The sequence below is a fragment of the Ruegeria sp. AO1 genome, assembly GCF_056535985.1.
Genome location: NZ_JBQFJC010000001.1, coordinates 467,956 through 486,628, shown reverse-complemented (window position 1 = coordinate 486,628; position 18,673 = coordinate 467,956). Strand labels below are relative to the sequence as shown.

General features: G+C 57.8%; 18 protein-coding genes. 2 read left to right on the top strand and 16 right to left on the bottom strand.

Features of this window, described 5'->3' with window-relative positions:
• Window positions 1-7: 7 nt before the first annotated feature.
• From rpoB to rplJ, 3 genes are all read right to left on the bottom strand, one after another.
• Window positions 8-4,144 (bottom strand): DNA-directed RNA polymerase subunit beta, encoded by a 4,137-nt coding sequence (gene rpoB / locus ACR3FB_RS02385; protein ID WP_480563817.1) that lies wholly within the window; start codon window positions 4,142-4,144, stop codon window positions 8-10.
• A 250-nt stretch (window positions 4,145-4,394) separates the two neighbouring features.
• Window positions 4,395-4,769, bottom strand: coding sequence for a 50S ribosomal protein L7/L12 (gene rplL / locus ACR3FB_RS02380; protein ID WP_008204003.1), 375 nt, complete (start codon window positions 4,767-4,769; stop codon window positions 4,395-4,397).
• 79 nt (window positions 4,770-4,848) lie between these two features.
• Window positions 4,849-5,367 (bottom strand): 50S ribosomal protein L10, encoded by a 519-nt coding sequence (gene rplJ / locus ACR3FB_RS02375; protein ID WP_170375385.1) that lies wholly within the window; start codon window positions 5,365-5,367, stop codon window positions 4,849-4,851.
• 435 nt (window positions 5,368-5,802) lie between these two features.
• On the opposite strand from rplJ, the gene ACR3FB_RS02370 reads away from it, so the two are divergent.
• Complete coding sequence (locus ACR3FB_RS02370) at window positions 5,803-6,762, top strand: phosphotransferase family protein (RefSeq protein WP_480563814.1); 960 nt, start codon at window positions 5,803-5,805, stop codon at window positions 6,760-6,762.
• 66 nt (window positions 6,763-6,828) lie between these two features.
• On the opposite strand, the gene rplA is transcribed toward ACR3FB_RS02370, so the two are convergent.
• The 10 genes from rplA to ACR3FB_RS02320 form a co-directional block, all read right to left on the bottom strand.
• Window positions 6,829-7,527 (bottom strand): 50S ribosomal protein L1, encoded by a 699-nt coding sequence (gene rplA / locus ACR3FB_RS02365; RefSeq protein ID WP_170375389.1) that lies wholly within the window; start codon window positions 7,525-7,527, stop codon window positions 6,829-6,831.
• Between the two features lies 1 nt (window position 7,528).
• Window positions 7,529-7,978 carry a 50S ribosomal protein L11 gene (gene rplK / locus ACR3FB_RS02360; protein WP_113791694.1) on the bottom strand — a complete coding sequence of 150 codons (450 nt, stop codon included), beginning with the start codon at window positions 7,976-7,978 and terminating at the stop codon, window positions 7,529-7,531.
• A gap of 244 nt (window positions 7,979-8,222) precedes the next feature.
• Complete coding sequence (locus ACR3FB_RS02355) at window positions 8,223-9,659, bottom strand: GMC oxidoreductase (RefSeq protein WP_480563812.1); 1,437 nt, start codon at window positions 9,657-9,659, stop codon at window positions 8,223-8,225.
• 549 nt (window positions 9,660-10,208) lie between these two features.
• Window positions 10,209-10,742: a transcription termination/antitermination protein NusG gene (gene nusG, locus ACR3FB_RS02350; protein WP_117872965.1), complete on the bottom strand. Its 534-nt coding sequence runs from the start codon at window positions 10,740-10,742 to the stop codon at window positions 10,209-10,211.
• Window positions 10,743-10,952: 210 nt separating this feature from the next.
• Window positions 10,953-11,150: a preprotein translocase subunit SecE gene (gene secE / locus ACR3FB_RS02345; RefSeq protein WP_050605011.1), complete on the bottom strand. Its 198-nt coding sequence runs from the start codon at window positions 11,148-11,150 to the stop codon at window positions 10,953-10,955.
• 101 nt (window positions 11,151-11,251) lie between these two features.
• Window positions 11,252-11,410: a cbb3-type cytochrome oxidase assembly protein CcoS gene (gene ccoS / locus ACR3FB_RS02340; protein ID WP_170375394.1), complete on the bottom strand. Its 159-nt coding sequence runs from the start codon at window positions 11,408-11,410 to the stop codon at window positions 11,252-11,254.
• A gap of 5 nt (window positions 11,411-11,415) precedes the next feature.
• Window positions 11,416-13,593, bottom strand: a complete 2,178-nt coding sequence (locus ACR3FB_RS02335; RefSeq protein WP_480563810.1) for a heavy metal translocating P-type ATPase — start codon at window positions 13,591-13,593, stop codon at window positions 11,416-11,418.
• A gap of 4 nt (window positions 13,594-13,597) precedes the next feature.
• Complete coding sequence (locus tag ACR3FB_RS02330; RefSeq protein ID WP_170460237.1) at window positions 13,598-14,056, bottom strand: FixH family protein; 459 nt, start codon at window positions 14,054-14,056, stop codon at window positions 13,598-13,600.
• 2 nt (window positions 14,057-14,058) lie between these two features.
• Window positions 14,059-15,486, bottom strand: a complete 1,428-nt coding sequence (ccoG, locus tag ACR3FB_RS02325) for a cytochrome c oxidase accessory protein CcoG (protein ID WP_480563808.1) — start codon at window positions 15,484-15,486, stop codon at window positions 14,059-14,061.
• Window positions 15,487-15,585: 99 nt separating this feature from the next.
• On the bottom strand, window positions 15,586-16,464 hold the full coding sequence (locus ACR3FB_RS02320) for a LysR family transcriptional regulator (RefSeq protein WP_480563806.1): 879 nt from the start codon (window positions 16,462-16,464) through the stop codon (window positions 15,586-15,588).
• 99 nt (window positions 16,465-16,563) lie between these two features.
• Between ACR3FB_RS02320 and ACR3FB_RS02315 the strand changes: the two genes are divergently transcribed.
• The gene (locus tag ACR3FB_RS02315) at window positions 16,564-16,722 is read left to right on the top strand and encodes a hypothetical protein (RefSeq protein ID WP_480563804.1); all 159 of its coding nucleotides are present in this window, start codon (window positions 16,564-16,566) and stop codon (window positions 16,720-16,722) included.
• A 142-nt stretch (window positions 16,723-16,864) separates the two neighbouring features.
• Here the strand turns inward: ACR3FB_RS02315 and ccoP are convergent, their stop codons facing one another.
• From ccoP to ccoO, 3 genes are read right to left on the bottom strand one after another with little or no spacing between them, the layout of a single operon-like run.
• Window positions 16,865-17,728 carry a cytochrome-c oxidase, cbb3-type subunit III gene (ccoP, locus tag ACR3FB_RS02310; RefSeq protein WP_480563802.1) on the bottom strand — a complete coding sequence of 288 codons (864 nt, stop codon included), beginning with the start codon at window positions 17,726-17,728 and terminating at the stop codon, window positions 16,865-16,867.
• Window positions 17,725-17,931, bottom strand: coding sequence for a cbb3-type cytochrome c oxidase subunit 3 (locus ACR3FB_RS02305; protein ID WP_480563800.1), 207 nt, complete (start codon window positions 17,929-17,931; stop codon window positions 17,725-17,727). Before ACR3FB_RS02305 ends, ccoP begins: the two co-directional genes overlap by 4 nt.
• An 11-nt stretch (window positions 17,932-17,942) precedes the next feature.
• Entirely contained in the window at window positions 17,943-18,671 is a 729-nt protein-coding gene (gene ccoO, locus ACR3FB_RS02300; RefSeq protein ID WP_480563798.1) for a cytochrome-c oxidase, cbb3-type subunit II, read from the bottom strand.
• Window positions 18,672-18,673: the final 2 nt, after the last annotated feature.

Below are 18,673 nucleotides of genomic sequence, written 5' to 3'. Positions count from 1 at the left end.
TCATTGATTACTCATCCACCTCCGCATCCAGGAGTTCCATATTTAGGCCGAGGCCACGGACTTCTTTCACCAGAACGTTGAACGATTCCGGTACGCCCGCTTCAAAGTTATCCTCGCCCTTGACGATCGACTCATAGACCTTGGTCCGGCCGGCGACGTCATCCGATTTCACGGTGAGCATCTCCTGCAAGGTGTAGGCGGCGCCGTAAGCTTCCAGAGCCCAGACCTCCATCTCACCAAAGCGCTGACCACCGAACTGCGCCTTACCACCCAGCGGCTGCTGGGTCACCAGGCTGTACGGCCCGGTCGAACGCGCGTGGATCTTGTCATCCACCAGGTGGTGCAGTTTCAGCAGGTACTTGATGCCCACGGTCACCGGACGTGCGAATTGCTCACCGGTACGACCGTCGAACAGAACCGACTGACCGCTTTCAGAGAAGCCCGCACGCACCAGCGCGTCGTTGACGTCAGCCTCTTTGGCGCCGTCGAAGACCGGGGTTGCGATCGGAACACCGCGGGTCACGTTGCCCGCAGCCTCGATCAGGCCATCCTCGTCCAAACCGGTGATGCCTTCTTCGTAGACATTCTCGCCATAGGCCAGCTTCATCGCTTCGCGAACCGGGGTCAGATCGCCGGACCGGCGGTATTCACCCAGAGCGTCGTCGATGTTCAGACCCAGACCGCGCGCGGCCCAACCCATGTGGGTTTCAAGGATCTGACCAACGTTCATACGCGAAGGCACACCTAGCGGGTTCAGACAGAAGTCTACCGGCGTACCATCGGCCAGGAACGGCATGTCTTCCATCGGAACAACCTTGGAGATCACGCCTTTGTTCCCGTGACGACCGGCCATCTTGTCGCCCGGCTGCAGCTTACGCTTCACGGCGATGAAGACTTTGACCATCTTCATCACACCCGGCGGCAAGTCGTCACCACGGCGGACTTTCTCGACCTTGTCTTCAAAACGGGCGTCCAGAGCACGCTTTTGCACTTCGTACTGCTCGTTCAGAGCCTCAACGATCTGTGCGTCCTGCTCGCCTTCCAGCGCCAGTTGCCACCACTGACCACGGGTCAGGGTTTCCAGCAGCTCCTCGGTGATCACCGACCCTGCCTTGACGCCTTTCGGGCCTTTGACAGCGGTTTTACCCAGGATCAGGCCCTGCAGGCGCGCATAGATGTTGCGGTCAAGGATCGCCAGTTCGTCATCCCGGTCACGGGCCAGACGTTCGACTTCCTCACGCTCGATCTGCAGCGCACGCTCGTCTTTCTCGACGCCATGACGGTTGAAGACGCGGACCTCAACGACCGTACCGTAATCGCCCGGCTTCACGCGCAGCGAGGTGTCGCGCACGTCTGATGCTTTCTCACCAAAGATGGCGCGCAGCAGCTTTTCTTCCGGGGTCATCGGGCTTTCGCCCTTCGGAGTGATCTTGCCGACCAGAATATCGCCCGGCTCAACATCCGCACCGATGTAAACGATGCCCGCCTCGTCGAGGTTGCGCAGCGCTTCTTCACCGACATTCGGGATGTCGCGGGTGATCTCTTCCGGGCCCAGCTTGGTGTCACGGGCGGCGACTTCGAATTCCTCGATATGGACCGAGGTAAACACGTCATCACGCGCGATGCGCTCCGAGATCAGGATCGAGTCTTCGTAGTTGTAACCGTTCCACGGCATGAACGCGACGACCACGTTCTTACCCAGCGCCAGTTCACCCATATCGGTCGACGGACCATCAGCGATGACCTCGCCCTTCTGGACGGTGTCACCCACTTTGATCAGCGGACGCTGGTTGATGCAGGTGTTCTGGTTAGACCGCTGGAACTTGCGCAGACGGTAGATGTCAACGCCAGCGTCGCCCAGTTCCAGATCTTCGGTGGCGCGGATAACGATACGCTGGGCATCGACCTGGTCGATGATACCGGCGCGTTTCGCCTGAATCGCAGCGCCCGAGTCAATAGCAACCTTTTCCTCAATGCCGGTACCGACCAGCGGTGCCTCGGCCCGCAGCAGCGGAACCGCCTGACGTTGCATGTTCGAGCCCATCAGAGCGCGGTTGGCGTCGTCATTTTCAAGGAACGGGATCAGCGATGCAGCTACTGATACCAGCTGTTTTGGCGACACGTCGATCAGGTCCACATTCTCGCGCGGGGCAAGCGTGTAGTCACCGGCCTGACGGGTCGACACCAGATCGTTGATGAACTTGCCATCAGCGTCCAGCGTCGCGTTCGCCTGCGCCACAGTGTGACGCATTTCCTCGGTCGCGGACATGTAGTGAACCTCATCGGTCACCTCAGCGTCTTTCACGACGCGGTACGGTGTTTCGATGAAGCCATACTTGTTCACGCGGGCAAAGGTGGCCAGCGAGTTGATCAGACCGATGTTCGGACCTTCCGGCGTTTCAATCGGGCACATCCGGCCATAGTGGGTCGGGTGCACGTCGCGCACCTCAAAGCCCGCACGCTCACGTGTCAGACCACCCGGGCCAAGCGCCGAGAGGCGGCGTTTGTGGGTAACTTCCGACAGTGGGTTGGTCTGGTCCATGAACTGCGACAGCTGCGACGAGCCGAAGAATTCACGAACAGCAGCCGCAGCCGGTTTCGCGTTGATCAGGTCCTGAGGCATGACGGTGTCGATCTCGACCGACGACATACGCTCTTTGATCGCGCGCTCCATGCGCAGCAGACCAACGCGGTACTGGTTTTCCATCAATTCGCCGACCGAACGCACACGACGGTTGCCGAGGTGGTCGATATCGTCCACGTCACCTTTGCCGTCACGCAATTCCACCAGCGCCTTGATGCAGGCCACGATGTCTTCGCGACGCAGGGTGCGCAGGGTATCCGGCGCGTCCAGAGCCAGACGCATGTTCATCTTCACGCGGCCAACAGCGGACAGGTCATAACGCTCACTGTCGAAAAACAGAGTATCGAACAGGGCCGACGCGGCTTCGACGGTGGGCGGCTCGCCTGGACGCATGACGCGGTAGATATCCATGAGCGCGCTTTCGCGGTTCATGTTCTTGTCCTGCGCCATGGTGTTGCGCATGTAGGGGCCAACATTGACGTTGTCGATGTCCAGAACCGGAATGTCGGTGATGCCCGCGTCGATCAGCTCTTTCGCGGTGCCGCCGATCAGCTCGCCGTCTTTGTCGTATTCCAGCGTCAGCTCGTCACCGGCTTCGACGTAGATCGCACCGGTTTCTTCGTTGATGATGTCCTTGGCGACATATTTGCCAACGATGTGATCGAACGGAACCAGCAGGTCGGTGACAGTGCCCTCGTCGATCAGCTTCTTGACCGCGCGCGGAGTGACTTTCTTGCCCGCTTCGGCAATCACTTCACCGGATTTGGCGTCAACCAGATCATAGGTCGGACGGGTGCCGCGTACACGCTCGGGGAAGAACGGCGTGACCCAGCCCTTCTTCTTGTCCAGCTTGTAGGACACGGTGTTGTAGTACGCGTCCATGATCGCTTCCTGATCCAGACCCAAAGCATAAAGCAGGGTTGTCACAGGCAGTTTGCGGCGACGGTCGATCCGAGCGAATACGATGTCTTTGGCGTCGAACTCAAAGTCCAGCCAGCTGCCGCGATACGGGATGATGCGGCAGGCAAACAGCAACTTGCCTGAGGAATGGGTCTTGCCCTTGTCGTGATCAAAGAACACACCGGGCGAGCGGTGCATCTGGGACACGATCACACGCTCGGTGCCGTTCACGATGAACGTCCCGTTCGGTGTCATCAGGGGCATGTCGCCCATGAACACGTCCTGTTCTTTGATGTCCTTGACCGATTTCGCGCCGGTGTCCTCATCGACATCAAACACGATCAGACGCAGAGTGACCTTCAGCGGCGCGCTGTAGGTCATGTCGCGCTGCATGCACTCTTCGACGTCGTATTTCGGTTTTTCCAGATCGTATTTCACGAACTCCAGAACGGAGGTTTCGTTGAAATCCTTGATCGGGAAAACCGACTGGAACACGCCGTTGATGCCTTCGCCGTCTGTGGGCTGTTCTGCATCGCCGGAGCGCAGGAAAAGATCATAAGAAGATTTCTGTACCTCAATGAGGTTCGGCATCTCCAGCACTTCGCGGATTTTGCCGTAATATTTACGAAGACGTTTCTGGCCAAGGAACGTTTGAGCCATGTCAGATGTCACCTTTCGATGTTCTCAGCGGGCAAAGACACCGTCGGGCCCCGGCATCTTGCACATTCGAGACGACACGCCCGGATCAATTCGTGGCCACCGTCCCGAAGGCGGCCTCCCGATCCGAAAACCGTGTCTTAGAAAACGCCCCACGACATGAGGCCCTTTCTAAGACAGGTTCGGCTGGACCCGGATTTCTCCGGACCCAGCCAAATTTTTCGGCACATCAGCGATGCGCCAGAGACTAAGCTTAGGCCAGCTCGACTTCGGCGCCAGCTGCTTCCAGCTTGGCTTTGACGTCTTCTGCTTCTGCTTTGTCTACGCCTTCTTTGATCTTGCCGCCGGCTTCGACCAGTTCCTTGGCTTCTTTCAGGCCCAGGCCGGTGATGCCGCGAACTTCTTTGATGACGTTGATTTTCGATGCGCCGGCGTTCTTCAGAACGACGTCGAATTCGGTTTTTTCTTCCTCAGCTGCACCGCCGGCGTCGCCACCAGCAGCCATGACAACTGCGCCGCCTGCTGCGGGCTCGATGCCGTATTCGTCTTTGAGGATGGTTTTCAGTTCTTGTGCTTCCAGCAGGGTCAGACCCACGATGCTTTCTGCGAGTGCTTTCAGATCAGCCATTTTATCAGCTCTTTCCGTTTACAGTGTGTGTTCCAACGTCAGGGGGTATCCCCTACGCAGATCATTCAGTGCCAACCGCTTACGCAGCTTCCGCCTTCTCTTCGATGGTGGAAAGGATGCTTGCGATGTTGCTTGCAGGTGCGCCAATTGCACCGGCGATGTTCGAAGCAGGCGCGCCAAGCATACCAGCGATCGTAGCAATAAGCTCTTCACGCGACGGCATTTTCGACACGGCTGTAACACCAGCCCGGTCCAGAGCGTTCTCGCCCATTGCACCGCCAAGGATTTCGAACTTTTGGTTCTCTTTGGCGAAGTCCTCGGCCACCTTGGCTGCTGCCACGGGGTCCTCGGAATAGGTCAGAACGGTCATCCCTGTCAGCAGGTCGGCCATGCTTTCACACGGCTTACCCTCAAGGGCGATTTTGGCGAGCCTGTTCTTGGCAACACGCACGGAGCCGCCCGCGTCACGAGCACGTGCGCGAAGGTCCTGCATCTCGGCAACTGTCAGACCGGCGTAGTGAGCAACCACTACGACGCCAGAGCTTTCGAAGATTTGGCCGAGTTCCTCGACCACTTTCTCTTTCTGGGCTCTATCCACAGTTCTCTCCAAGTTTGGGGCGATCACTCACCCCGGCTCATATTTGCCGAGGGGTTGACCCCGGCGTTCAGGTCCGTTGTTACGGGATTGGCCAAAATGCGCCCGAGGGTGGGACCCTCAGAATTCTTTGGTCTTACCCGTCTCAGGCAGGGAATTAAGGGGCCATATGGCACCACCCACCGTCTTGGACGAAACGAAATAAAGCGCACGACGAATCGCACGCTTTACTTCGCAGCCCTACTTAGGGCAGATGGCTGGGGTTTCCAAGGGGTAAATTGCCCCTATTTGCACTTGCGGCATCAGGTCCGAACCCCCCTTTGTATGCGGGGCGACCCGCAGAGCGGTCAATACACGCCAGCAATGTCATTGACAGTGGGTTTCAGCTACGGTCACCTCCGATATGAATGCCCGAAAACACTCCGGGCTTGAGGCAAAATGACAGCGGCTACTCTGGAAGAATTCGAAAAGGCCAGCGCCTGTGCTCAAGAACTGACGCAGGCCTGTTTGAACACGCCCATCACGCAGATCCGGTTCCACTGCCGATCCCATGCCTTTCCCGATACCCGCCTAGTGTGGAAGGTCGAAACAGCGAACCGTTCCTATGCGCTGAAGCTTGATACCTTGTCGCCGGAAACAGAACGCCTCCGCAAAGAGTTCAACCAACTGGTGCAACTGACCGAACACTTCAAGACGTCCAAAAACAATCGGGTCGTTCGTCCCGTCTACATGTCGCCAAGCGGCGCGTTCATGGTGACCGAGTTTGTCGAACGCCCAACCGCGACGGATATCATCTACAACAGCGACGACGACGCCCAGGTGGCGCAAATTTATCGACGGGCGGGGTCGTGGCTGCATGACCTGCATGGGGTTCAAAACGCCACGGACTACACATTTCGGCCGCGTTGGATGACCGACAGCATACGCGAGCAGTCCGCCCAAGTACCCTCACATATCTCGGATATCAGCCAACCCATGGTCGAGGTGTTTCTGGCCGAAGCCGCAGCCTTGAAAAACCGCCATGACCTACGTGTGTTTTCCCATGGGGATTTTCACGGCCTGAACCTGATCATGGGCCAAGGCACCGCCATCGGGCTGGATTTCACCGAGGCCCGCGACAAGCTGGCCGTCTATGATATCGTCGACTTTCTGAAGGCGGATATCTTCCGGGACGGGGCCAATAGGGACATCGATCGAAGCGGCGTTCTGACCCGCAACAAGGAGATGTTCTTCCGCCAGTATCGCCACCCGATCGACACTCAGATCCTCGATTGCTGCCTGCGGGGCCGATTGCTGAAGGACTGGCTGCGCCTTTGGCAACCGGACTTCACCTGCAGCGAATTTGAACTGCGCAAACGAGAGCGGCTGCAATTGCGTCTGCAACAGGCCTTTCGCTAGGGCATCAAAAAACCCGAGCAGCTTGCGCTACTCGGGTTTCAAGGATTTCTACGTCTGCGTTAAGGCTTATTCGCCAGCTGCAGCCGCCACATCCAGCGTCACACCCGGGCCCATGGTCGAGCTCAGGGCGATCTTCTTCATGTAAGTACCTTTCGCGCCAGACGGCTTGGCTTTCGCAACCGCCGAGATGAAGGCACGTACGTTTTCAGCCAGCTTGGCTTCGTCGAAGGACGCTTTGCCAACACCGGCGTGCACAACGCCACCTTTTTCAGCTTTGAACTGAACTTCACCACCTTTGGCTGCTTCCACGGCCGCTTTCACGTCCATGGTCACGGTGCCAACTTTGGGGTTCGGCATCAGGTTACGCGGGCCCAGAACTTTACCCAGACGGCCAACGATCGGCATCATGTCAGGGGTCGCGATGCAGCGATCAAATTCGATGGTGCCGCCCTGGATGGTTTCCATCAGGTCCTCTGCGCCAACGATGTCTGCACCTGCTTCTTTCGCTTCGTCTGCCTTGGGGCCACGCGCAAATACAGCAACGCGCATCGCTTTACCGGTGCCGTTCGGCAGGCCAACAACGCCGCGAACCATCTGGTCTGCGTGACGGGTGTCAACGCCCAGGTTCATCGCGATTTCGATGGTCTCGTCGAATTTCGAGGTCGCGTTGCCTTTTACCAGGGCAACTGCTTCTTCAACCGACAGGTTTTCCTTGCCAGCGACAGCTTCGCGCGCAGCGCGGGTACGTTTACCGAGTTTTGCCATCTTACTTCACCTCGATGCCCATAGAGCGGGCCGAGCCCAGGATGATCTGCATTGCGCCTTCGACGTCGTTGGCGTTCAGATCTTTCATTTTGGCTTCGGCGATTTCGCGAACCTGCTTGGTGGTCACGGTGGCCACGGTCTCACGACCAGGGTTCTCCGCACCACGGGGGCGGTTACGTTTGCCGACCGGCTTCAGACCAGCTGCTTTTTTCAGGTAGTAAGACGCGGGCGGCGTCTTGATGTCCATGGTGAAGGACTTGTCCTGATAATAGGTGATCACGGTCGGGCAAGGAGCGCCTTGCTCCATGTCTGCGGTCTTGGCGTTGAACGCCTTGCAGAATTCCATGATGTTGATGCCGCGCTGACCCAGCGCCGGACCAACTGGAGGCGACGGGTTCGCCTGACCTGCAGGAACCTGCAGTTTCATTGTACCAGCAAGCTTCTTAGCCATTTGGTTTTCCTTTCAACGTAGGCAGGACGCGTCCCACCCGGTTTATGTTGCGTGGTCCGATCCGGGATCGCGATCCCTAAAACCTCCCACGAGAGAATCTCGCCCGAAGACGATAGAGGCGTCGCTTACAGTGGAATGGCAAGGTTGGCAAGTTTAGCTTTGACTTTTTTAACCAACCTGAGCGTTGCGTCTGAAATCAGGGCCGTTTCGACGCCAGTTAAGTCTAACAATCGTGTGCAATTTCCTAGCTACTCAACTTCGTTGCAAGGTGATCGGAGAGTCTCAGCGAGAGTTGCACGATCGTATATGTTGGATTTGCATGACCTCCGCGGACAAAAACAGAAGAACCCGCAACATACCCATTAGAGGTTCCGTGTATCTTTAGATTGGCATCCACTACACCATGCTCAGCCGAGTTCGACATTCTTGTACCACCCATATGATGGTGCCCGCCGATCTCACCATCTTCCGGATATTCCCCCAACTTAATAAGATGTGGAGCAGCCCAAACCACCCCCGCACCGGTGCGCACAATATGCGTCGCGACCAATTCGAAAGCGACTCTAGCAGTTCGATAGTCCTGAGCCGTTTTGCGCCAAATTAAGTGAGATCTTGGCTTGCCAAAGCTGTCACGAGATGTTTCGGAAAGTGCTACTCTATTGCCGAAATCAGGCGCTTGCTCCCAAACAGCTTTCAATGGTTGGTCTGTGCACCTAGCCGTTGTTCCAAAGGTAGAACTGACTAGCTCGAGGAGTTCTGGATCGAGTTCACAGAATCCTTTCCTAATGCGTTGCTTTAATCCAAGGTCGCGTGGATAAGGTAAACGTATTGAAGCGTTGAGTGCTCCGTGTTTCACTAAGCGATCGGCCGTCACCGAAACGGAAAACAAGTCTGAAGGCAATTGCCTTTGGTGAATTAGCCGCGAAAGGCTGACCCTACCAACAATTTCATGAGGGTGCTCCATCCAGTATCGGCCGAGAGAACCCGGTTGAGCGACCACACGCTGCGAAGACACCAAATTTGACCACAATAGTAAACGAGAATTCTCGATGCCTCCGCAGGCGAGGACCACAAATTTTGGCGAAATCCTGCGTACTGATCCACTTGAATCCACAAACTCTAAACTAACTATCCGCCCATCTTCCGCATACATGGCAGTTACGGCGGTGCGGAGCGCCACATTTAAGTATTTCGAAGTCCTAACCAATCCCTCATACTTTTCTCCAAATCTTACTGGCGGGCTGCGCACAAACCGAGATTCAAATATAGAATCGCTTACCCGTTGATCAATCGGGCTTGGGATTTCGAGTATTTCGTTTGCCTTAGCCGAGTATGGGTCCAGATCACTCTTTCTTATCGGCCAACCCGGAATTCCCAAACTTGGGACCGGATCAAAATCCCAAGCATCCAATGGTCGGCACCAACCGGACCAATGATTGGAACTGCCTCCAAACTGCCTGAGTCTTGTAATGTCAAGTGAGTGGTAAATGTCACCCGAAGTCTCACCAATGTAATCGTCTTGAATATCAGACTCATAGTCTCTGTCTCCAGCTTCGAGTATCAGGCAAGGAATTTTCTTTTCTAACAGCGAGCACCCCAGCGTCATACCTGCTGGACCGCTACCAACAATAATTACTGGAGGTAGGGTTTCACTGTCGAAAAAATTTTGACTAACAAACATGCTAGACTTTCACTAGAAAACCATCTCTGTACACAAAGTCCTTTCCCTCTGGATCGATGAGGAGGCGTTCTGTAGATGAGTAAAATCTACTAATCCCGACGTAAGCCGCACCCCCAGCTGCAAACACGGCAAGCGCGCCAAAGGAACCAATAAAAAATCTGCGTGAACGAAAAGCCATAAGTAAGAATAGCCACATAGCGAAATACGTGTAAAGCAGTAGCTTTTTAAAATATTCTTTAGACAGTACTATCGACGACGCAATATGCACCATAGTCAGATTTCAAACGCATGCTCCTACTTGTTCGCTGCAGAAGCCAGAGTTCTTTTCTTACTCTAGCTTGCTAAGAGCACAGACTCGCTAAAGTACTTACTTGACAACGACTGAATAAACCCCTTTTCTGGAGCACTCTTTTTACTAAATACGCCAATAGATAGGTTTGTTGCTCGAGCTCTTTACCGTTAGTGGCAGTGCACTCCTTAAGACTCAAAATCACCAAAATAACTCGCACCACAAAAAGCCACAAACATCCGCTTGCAACGTGATCGTGCTTAGCCCTGCTTGGTGACCTGCGTAAAGTCCAGCTCGACCGGCGTTTCCCTACCAAAGATCGAAACCGAGACCTTGAGCTTCTGGTTCTCGTCGTCCACGCCCTCGACCATGCCGTCGAAATCCTCGAATGGGCCGTCGTTGACCTTGACCTTCTCGCCGACCTCGAAGCTGATCATCAGCTTCGGCGCTTCTTCACCTTCCTGAACGCGGTTTAGGATCTGGTTCACTTCGGCGTCGCGCATCGGCATCGGACGGCCTTGGGGACCAAGGAAACCAGTGACGCGGTTGATCGAGTTGATCAGGTGATAGCCCTGATCCGACATTTCCATATGCACCAGCACGTAGCCGGGCATGAAGCGGCGCTCGGTCGTGACTTTCTTGCCCCGGCGCACTTCGATCACCTCTTCAGTGGGGACCAGCACTTCGTCGATATCGTCCTCAAGGCCCTGTTCAGCCACCGACGTGCGGATCTGCTCTGCGATCTTCTTTTCGAAATTCGAAAGAACGCTGACCGAGTACCACCGTTTCGCCATGAACCTGTCGTCCTTGTTTGTCTTGGGCCAAGCCCCGCATCGCGGGTTCACCCTGTATTGAAATCCTGTCGCGGCCTGCCCGCGTGTTCCGGAATAAAAAGCGGCGCGCAGCCCGAATCGCCACACGCCCATTCCGAATAGTCCCGTGTGAACTACTCTGAGATTCCGCGCTGTGCAAGGGGGGCTGCGGTGTTTCCGCGCCTGGTGCGGTTAGCTGAACGCGCCCAGGATAAGTTGCAAGCCGCCACGAATGCCCAGATCGACCAGGGCAAAGAAAACAGCGGTCAAAGCAGCCATGATGAACACCATGACCGTGGTCAACAGCACCTCGCGCCGGGTCGGCCAGACGACCTTGGAAACTTCGGCTCGAACTTGCTGAATGAACTGGATCGGGTTGGTGGTGGCCATTTGGCGGGTTCTCTCTGCTAGCGGATAGGCCGGACATAGCCGGGCATTGCGGCAATTTCAAGGGCGGTTGGGATCAACTGTGATTTTGCATCCTCAGCCAGCTACTGCTTGGGTTTGTCGTCCCATTCGTCGCTGAGGATACGACGCGCATCGCCCTCGGGGTCTTCGTATTGGTTCGAGCGGACCGTGTAGACAAAAGCAACCAGGCCAATTCCGCCCAGAAACAGGGAAATCGGGATCAGATAGGCGAGCACTTCCATAACAGTTACCTCAGCCGCAGGGCATTCAAAGATACGGTAATGGACGAGGTCGACATCGCCAACGCCGCAATCAAAGGCGTTGCTAGCCCGATCACCGCCAGCGGCACCGCAATCACGTTATAGACCGTAGCAATGCGGAAATTCTCGCGAATCCGTTTTGTGGCTTTGACGGCAGTGTCGCAGGCATCCGCGATGGGGGACAGGTCCGTCCCCAGAAGAACGATATCTGAAGCAACCCGTGCCGCATCCAGGGCCGAGGCCGGTGAGATGGACACATGTGCCGCCGCAAGGGCAGCCGTATCATTCAGGCCATCGCCCACCATCAGGACCTTGTGGCCCTTCTCACTGAGCTCCTGAATGCGCTGCGCCTTGTCCTTAGGCAGCGCTTCGGCAATCCAGGTCTCGATCCCCAGTTTTTCGGCCAGCGCTTTCACGGCACCCGTCGAATCGCCCGAAATCAGGATCACCTGCTTTCCGGCTTTGGCGAAGCCGGAGACGGCCTCGGCCGCGCCCGGTCGTAAGGCATCGGTGAACCGGAAGGCCACCGGCGCATTGGGTCCAACCGACAGCCATGCAGAGGTCTCGACCCCTTGTTCCGCACCAACCCAAGCCGCGCCTCCAAGGCGCACGCGCTGGTTGCGATAATGGGCCTCCGTGCCATAGCCCGGAACCTCGGTGATGTCGCGCAGCTTGGCGGGTTTGATCCCGGCCTCACGCGCGGCTTTGGCCAAAGAGACCGACAAGGGATGCGCCGATGCCTCGGCCAGAGCCAGCGCGATTTCAAGGTCGGCAGTGGTGTGATCGCCCAGATTGGTCACCTCGGGCGCGCCTGAGGTCAGCGTGCCGGTTTTGTCGAAGACGACCGTGTCGACCTCGGCCAGACGCTCCAGCGCGGTGGCGTGTTTGATAAGCATCCCTTTGCGGAACAACCGGCCCGAGGCCGCCGTGGTCACCGCAGGAACCGCCAGCCCTAGCGCACAGGGGCAAGTGATGATCAGCACCGCTGCCGCGATATTAAGGGCCGTGCGCAGGTCGCCGGAATAGATGTACCAGCCCACAAAGCTGAGCGCCGACAGGATGTGAACGCCGGGCGCGTATAGCTTGGCCGCTTTGTCCGCCAGCGAGGTGTATCTAGACCGACCGGATTCAGCGATGGCGACCAGATCGGCCATACGATGCAGGGATGTATCTTCGCCGACCGCCGTGGCGCGGATGGTCAGAGGGCCGGTCAAGTTGACCTCGCCGGCGCTCACGATCTGACCTGCCTCTGCAAACACCGGCAGGGTCTCTCCCGTCAGCAGGGAACGATCCAATTCCGACTGACCCGAGACGATTTGGCCATCCACCGGCATCCGCCCTCCGGGCCGCACAAGGATCAGGTCACCAACGGCCAGGGTGGATACAGCAACCTCTTCTTCGGTACCGTCGATCAACCGAAGGGCGCGGGGGACCTCCAGCGCTGTCAGTTCCTCAGCCGCGGACCGCGCGGCGGCGCGGGTGCGGTAGTCTAAGTACCGACCCGCCAACAAGAAGAAGGTCAGCGTCAGCGCGGCGTCGAAATAGGCATGTTCGCCGCTCAGCGCTGTTTCCCAAAGGGATGTGACAAGGGCCAGCAGAATCGCCAGAACAATCGGCACGTCCATGTTCAGCCGACGCACGCGAAGGGCTGACCATGCGTTGGCAAAGAAGGGCCGCGCCGAGAAAGCGATCGCAGGCAGGGCGATGGCGGCAGAAATCCAGTGGAACATGTCCCGCGTCGCGTCCGTCGCCCCCGACCAGACCGAGACCGACAGCAGCATCACGTTCATCGAGGCGAACCCGGCCACCGCCAAGCGCATCAGCAGGTCGCGCCCCGCCTTGTCCGCACTGGTGGCCGACAGGGCGCCAGCGTCCAGCTCATGCGCCTCATAGCCCGCGTGCTCGAGCACCGGGATCAGATCAGCAGCGCGCATTTCCGGCGCGGCTTTGATCATCGCACGCTTCAAGGTCAGGTTGACGCGCGCGTCCTCGACCCCGGGATGGGCGTTCAAAGCCCGCTCGACATTGGCGATACAGGCCGAGCAATGAATGCCGGGCAGAGACAACGCGATCTGAACATCCTCAGGGATCGGTCGCGCAGCTTCGGCCGGGGCGGCGATACACCCCGGACAAGCCGCCGTACCTGAGGATAGCTGAGCCGTCACCGCCCTACCCTTTCACGTACAAAGGAACCCGCTGAGCGAACTCAGCCCCCGAATGATCGCGGGCGACCAGGCGGATGTTCCAGTTCCCCTTGCCCAGCGTCGCAGGCGTTGCATAGGCAAGCCCGTCAAAGGTGAAATCGGGCGAGAAATCATCGCGCACATGGGTTGCACGGCCCACGACCGCCTGCAACTCGGCCACTTGAACCGGCGCTCCGGTGGCATCGGTGATGTGCAGGATCAGCAGACCGCCCGTGTTTTCTGCGCGCACCTCCCAACCCAGCGCCTGATGTTCCTTCAGGCGGTCGTTGAACTCCTGGCTGGCGACGTATGAGTTTTTGACCTCCAGCCCCGGGAAGGTTTTGACCGCGCTATAGGCCAGGATCAGGTTCACCGTGATGATCACACCAAAGGCACATACGAATACTGCAAGGGCGTGTTTACCGGTGAATTTCCGCTCGGACATGATCAGTTCCCTCGTCCGTTGAAGCTTGTGTCTTTATAGGCGCGTTCGCCGCTGTCGAGGTCCTCGACCCAGATCCGAACGGCAGATGTATCCGCACCCGCAGGCCCAGTGTCAGGCGCCGCCGTAATATAGACGCGCACCAGCTGCGCGGTATCGGGGGCCACAGTCACAGCTTGCCCGTCAACACCTTCGATTTCCAGAGCCAACGCCGAGTCGCCGGTAAGAGACAGATCGAACGGACGCTCTTCGCCATGTTTGTTGCGCAGGCGCACGTCATAAGTGTTGCGGATGGTGCCGTCCGACATCGTTACAAAGGTCGGATTGCGCACAGGCGCGACCGTCAGGTCGATATCAGACCGGATGAACAGCGCGAACAGCAGCGCGAACCCGACCAGAGACCACAACGCGGTGTACATGATCGTGCGCGGACGCAGAATGTGCTTCCAGATATTCTTAGGTGGCTGACCTGCGCGTTCATGCGCCTCATCACTCAGCGCCATATAGTCGATCAAACCCCGAGGTTTGCCGATCTTGGCCATCATGTCGTCGCAGGCGTCGATGCACAGGGCGCACGTGATGCACTCCAACTGCTGACCATCACGAATGTCGATACCAACGGGGCAGACATTTACGCAGGCCATGCAGTCGATGCAATCACCCAACTCGGAATCTGCCGTGCGCTTACCTTTGCCACGCGGCTCACCGCGCCATTCACGGTAGCCGACGACCAGAGTGTCCTCGTCCATCATCGCGGCCTGAATGCGTGGCCATGGGCAGGCATAGATGCAGATCTGTTCGCGCGCGAATCCACCAAACAAGAAGGTGGTACCGGTCAGGATCAACATGGTCGTGTAGGCAACGGGGTGTGCGTTGCCGGTCACAAGATCACGCAGAAGGGTTGGCGCGTCGGCAAAGTAGAAGACCCAGGCCCCGCCGGTTGCGAGGCCGATCAGGAACCATGCGGTCCATTTCGTCAGACGCAAACGGGCCTTGCGGAGGTCCATCTTCTCTTGCCGGTGCAGGCGCAAGCGGGCGTTGCGGTCGCCCTCGATCCAGCGTTCGACCAGAATGAACAGGTCGGTCCAGACGGTCTGCGGGCAGGCATATCCGCACCACACGCGCCCCAAGGCCGACGTGAACAGGAACAAGCCAAGACCGGCCATAATCAGCAGGCCCGCAACAAAGTAGAATTCGTGCGGCCAGATCTCGATCCAGAAGAAATAGAAGCGGCGGTTGGCCAGGTCCAGCAACACAGCCTGATCCGGCAGGCTGGGCCCTCGGTCCCATCTGATCCAAGGGGTGACGTAGTAGACCCCCAAGGTCACAATCAGGATAATCCATTTCAGGTTCCGGAACGGACCTGAGACACGCCGGGGAAAGATAGGCTCTCGGGCGGCATACAAGCTGGGGGCGGGATCGGAATCGCTCACTGGCTGGCTCCAAGGATGGGTCTTATGGAAGTGTGTTCTTCCAGATCATGGACGCGCAAACATTGACATGGGTCAAAACGCGCATCGGACAATCACCTTTTACCGCGCGTCACCCGCCTGCCGCCTCAGCCAACTGACAAACGTCTTTACCGCCGGTCTGAGAGGCGTTTTGGCCGTCAAAACGTGGTATCCGCTGCTTTCAGGCTCAGTATGGAGCTCAACAAGGCGGCCAGCCTTGATGTCCTGCTCGACGAAATGTCGCACCGTGGCTGTGACACCCTGCCCCGCACGCAGGCCTTCAAGCAGCAAGGTCCCCGGCAGCGAGATACGCCTCCCCTGAGGCGGATGATCCACCCCGCGTCTGGCCAGCCAGGTCGAGGCCTCGGTGGTGCCGAATTCTTCCAGCCAAGGCAGCTGGCTCAACTCCTCCGGCGTCCAACCCGATCGACCGCCCAGTAAGCTGGGGGCCGCGACGACAACAAAAGGGGTTTCCAGCAGCATTTCGCAATCCACACCGGGCCACCCTCCGGACCCGTACCTGATCGCGACATCGACGCCGCCCGGCGTCAATTCCACCAGATGCGGAGAAGGGTCGATCGTCAGGCTGATTTCAGGGTATTTGGCCTGAAATTCCGGCAGTCGCGGCATCAACCACGAGGCGGCGAACGTTGGCGTCAGCGACACGTGAACCGGACGCGCGCCGCCTGCGCTCATCACCTCTTCTACGGCTGCGCCGATTGAACCGAACCCAAGCTGCACGGCACGGGCCAGATGCGCACCTTCGGGTGTCAGGGAAAGCGACTTCCCATCGCGCCGGACCAGAGCCACACCCATGTGCTTCTCCAGTACGCGCAACTGCTGGCTTATGGCAGCGTGGCTCACATTCAGCGCAGTACCGGCCTGTACCACACCACCCTTCTCAGCAAAGGCCGAAAAAGCGCGAAGGGAAGAGAGCGGAGGCAGTTTCAACCAGTTCATATGTAATCCTAGCTTACATATAGAAATAGCAATTGGCTCGCATCCTGTACAGGGAAACATCATCCTAGACGCATACAGAAAACGCGAAAGGAAAGCCCCATGCTGAGTGTTTTTGCGAAATCGTTCATGACCGCGACACGGATCAACGAGCCCCATCTCAGGGACGTGCCGAAACCAACCCGCAATAAAGCGCGCTGGTTGCCCGAGCATCATTGGTGGAGGAAACACCCGCGCACGGTCGATCTTGACGACCTTTGAAACGCGGCCTGTTCTGGATCGGCCAATGGTCCTATGATGGTTTTGGAAATAGGCACCGGCTGTTCAGGAAACGCGCGAACAGATGGAACAGCCGGTGCCGGGACCAAGGGGCAGCGAGCCGCCCCGAGGTATTCTTGTAGCCTTACTGACCGCCACCCAGTTGGTGGACATAGGCAGTCACGGCGCGGATCTGCGCCTCGGTCAGGCGGGTATCCCATGGGGGCATCACGCCAAAACGGCTGTAAGTCACCGTTTCAGTCAGGGCTTCTTCGCTGCCGCCATAGAGCCAGATGGCATCCGTCAGGTTCGGCGCGCCCTGGAAGACGTCGCCTTTGCCGTCCTCGCCGTGACAGGCGGCACAATTGTCTTCGAAGACAACCTTGCCTGCCTGCGCTGCCGCATCATCGGTCTGCGCATTGGTCAGCGACATCACGTACTGAACCACTTGGGTGATCTCTTCCCGTTCGAGAATCTCGCCAAAGGCCGGCATCTCGGAGTAGCGCGCATCGTCGCTTTCCTCGTTCCGGATCCCATAGCTGACGGTGAAATGGATATCCTCCATCGTGCCGCCCCACAGCCACGCGTCATCCAGCAGGTTCGGGAAACCCGCAGCGCCTTGTGCGCCCGAGCCGTGACACTGCGCACACCAGGTGCGGAACACGGCGCTGCCTGCGTTGACGGCATATTGCTGCAACTCAGGATCTGCGGAGATTTCTTCCAGCGGGGTATCCACCAGCTTGGCATTCCACGGGGCGTTGGCCTCTTCGAACGAGACCAGCTCCTGCTGGACCTCCGCCCGAGATGACCACCCCATGACGCCTGCCGTCGCCGACTGAACCAGTGGCCATGCGGGATACATGATCGTGTAGATCACACCCCAGAAGATGGTGGCGTAGAAGGTCCACAGCCACCAGCGGGGCATCGGGTTGTCAAATTCTTCGATGCCGTCCCAGCTGTGACCAGTTGTATTCGGGTCACCCGGCTGTTTATCAGGTGTCTTAGTCATTTCCGCGCCTCCTTGGATGTGGCGGGTTGGTCTTGCTGCGGTGCGGGTGCATCAACGTGGCGGAAAGGGATGTTGGCGGTGTCGCTGTATTCCTTGCTGGCGCCTGGGCGGAACACCCAGACAATGATGCCAACAAAGAAGGCGAACAGCAGAAGCAACATCCAGCTATCTGCGAACTGCCTAAGGAGAGTATATTCTTCCATTGCACCCTCCCTCAGCGGTTTGCGTCAGGCGTGAAGGTCGAGAAATCGACCAGCGTGCCCAGCATTTGCAGATAGGCGATCAGCGCGTCAGCTTCGGTCAGGTCGGATTGACCATCGAAGTTGCGCACATTGACCTTGTCACCGTAGCGCTCCAGCAGCCCGTCATAGTCACTGTCGGGATCGGCCTGAGCGCGGAAGTCGGCTTGCGCGTTCTCCAGCATCTCGTCGGTGTAGGGTGTACCGACTACCGCGTTTGCCGCCATGATGTCGCCGATATACTTGCCGTCGATCTTGCGGTTTTCGAGGAAGCCGTATTTCGGCATCACCGATTCCGGCACCACGGATTGCGCGTCGCGCAGATGGCGTACATGCCAATCGTCCGAGTAACGGCCACCGACACGTGCCAGATCAGGTCCAGTCCGCTTGGATCCCCACTGGAACGGGTGGTCATACATCGACTCGGCCGCCAGCGAGTAATGGCCATAGCGTTCGACCTCGTCCCGCATGGGACGGATCATCTGGCTGTGGCAGACATAGCAGCCTTCGCGCAGATAAACCTCACGGCCCGCCATTTCGAGAGGGGTGTAAGGGCGCATGCCCTCCACCTTCTCGATGGTGTTCTCAAGATAGAACAGCGGGGTGATCTGAACGATGCCACCGATGGTCACGACCAGAAAGCTGAAGATCAGCAGAAGGGTCGCGTTGGTCTCAAGCACTTTGTGTTTGTCAAGAATTGCCATTG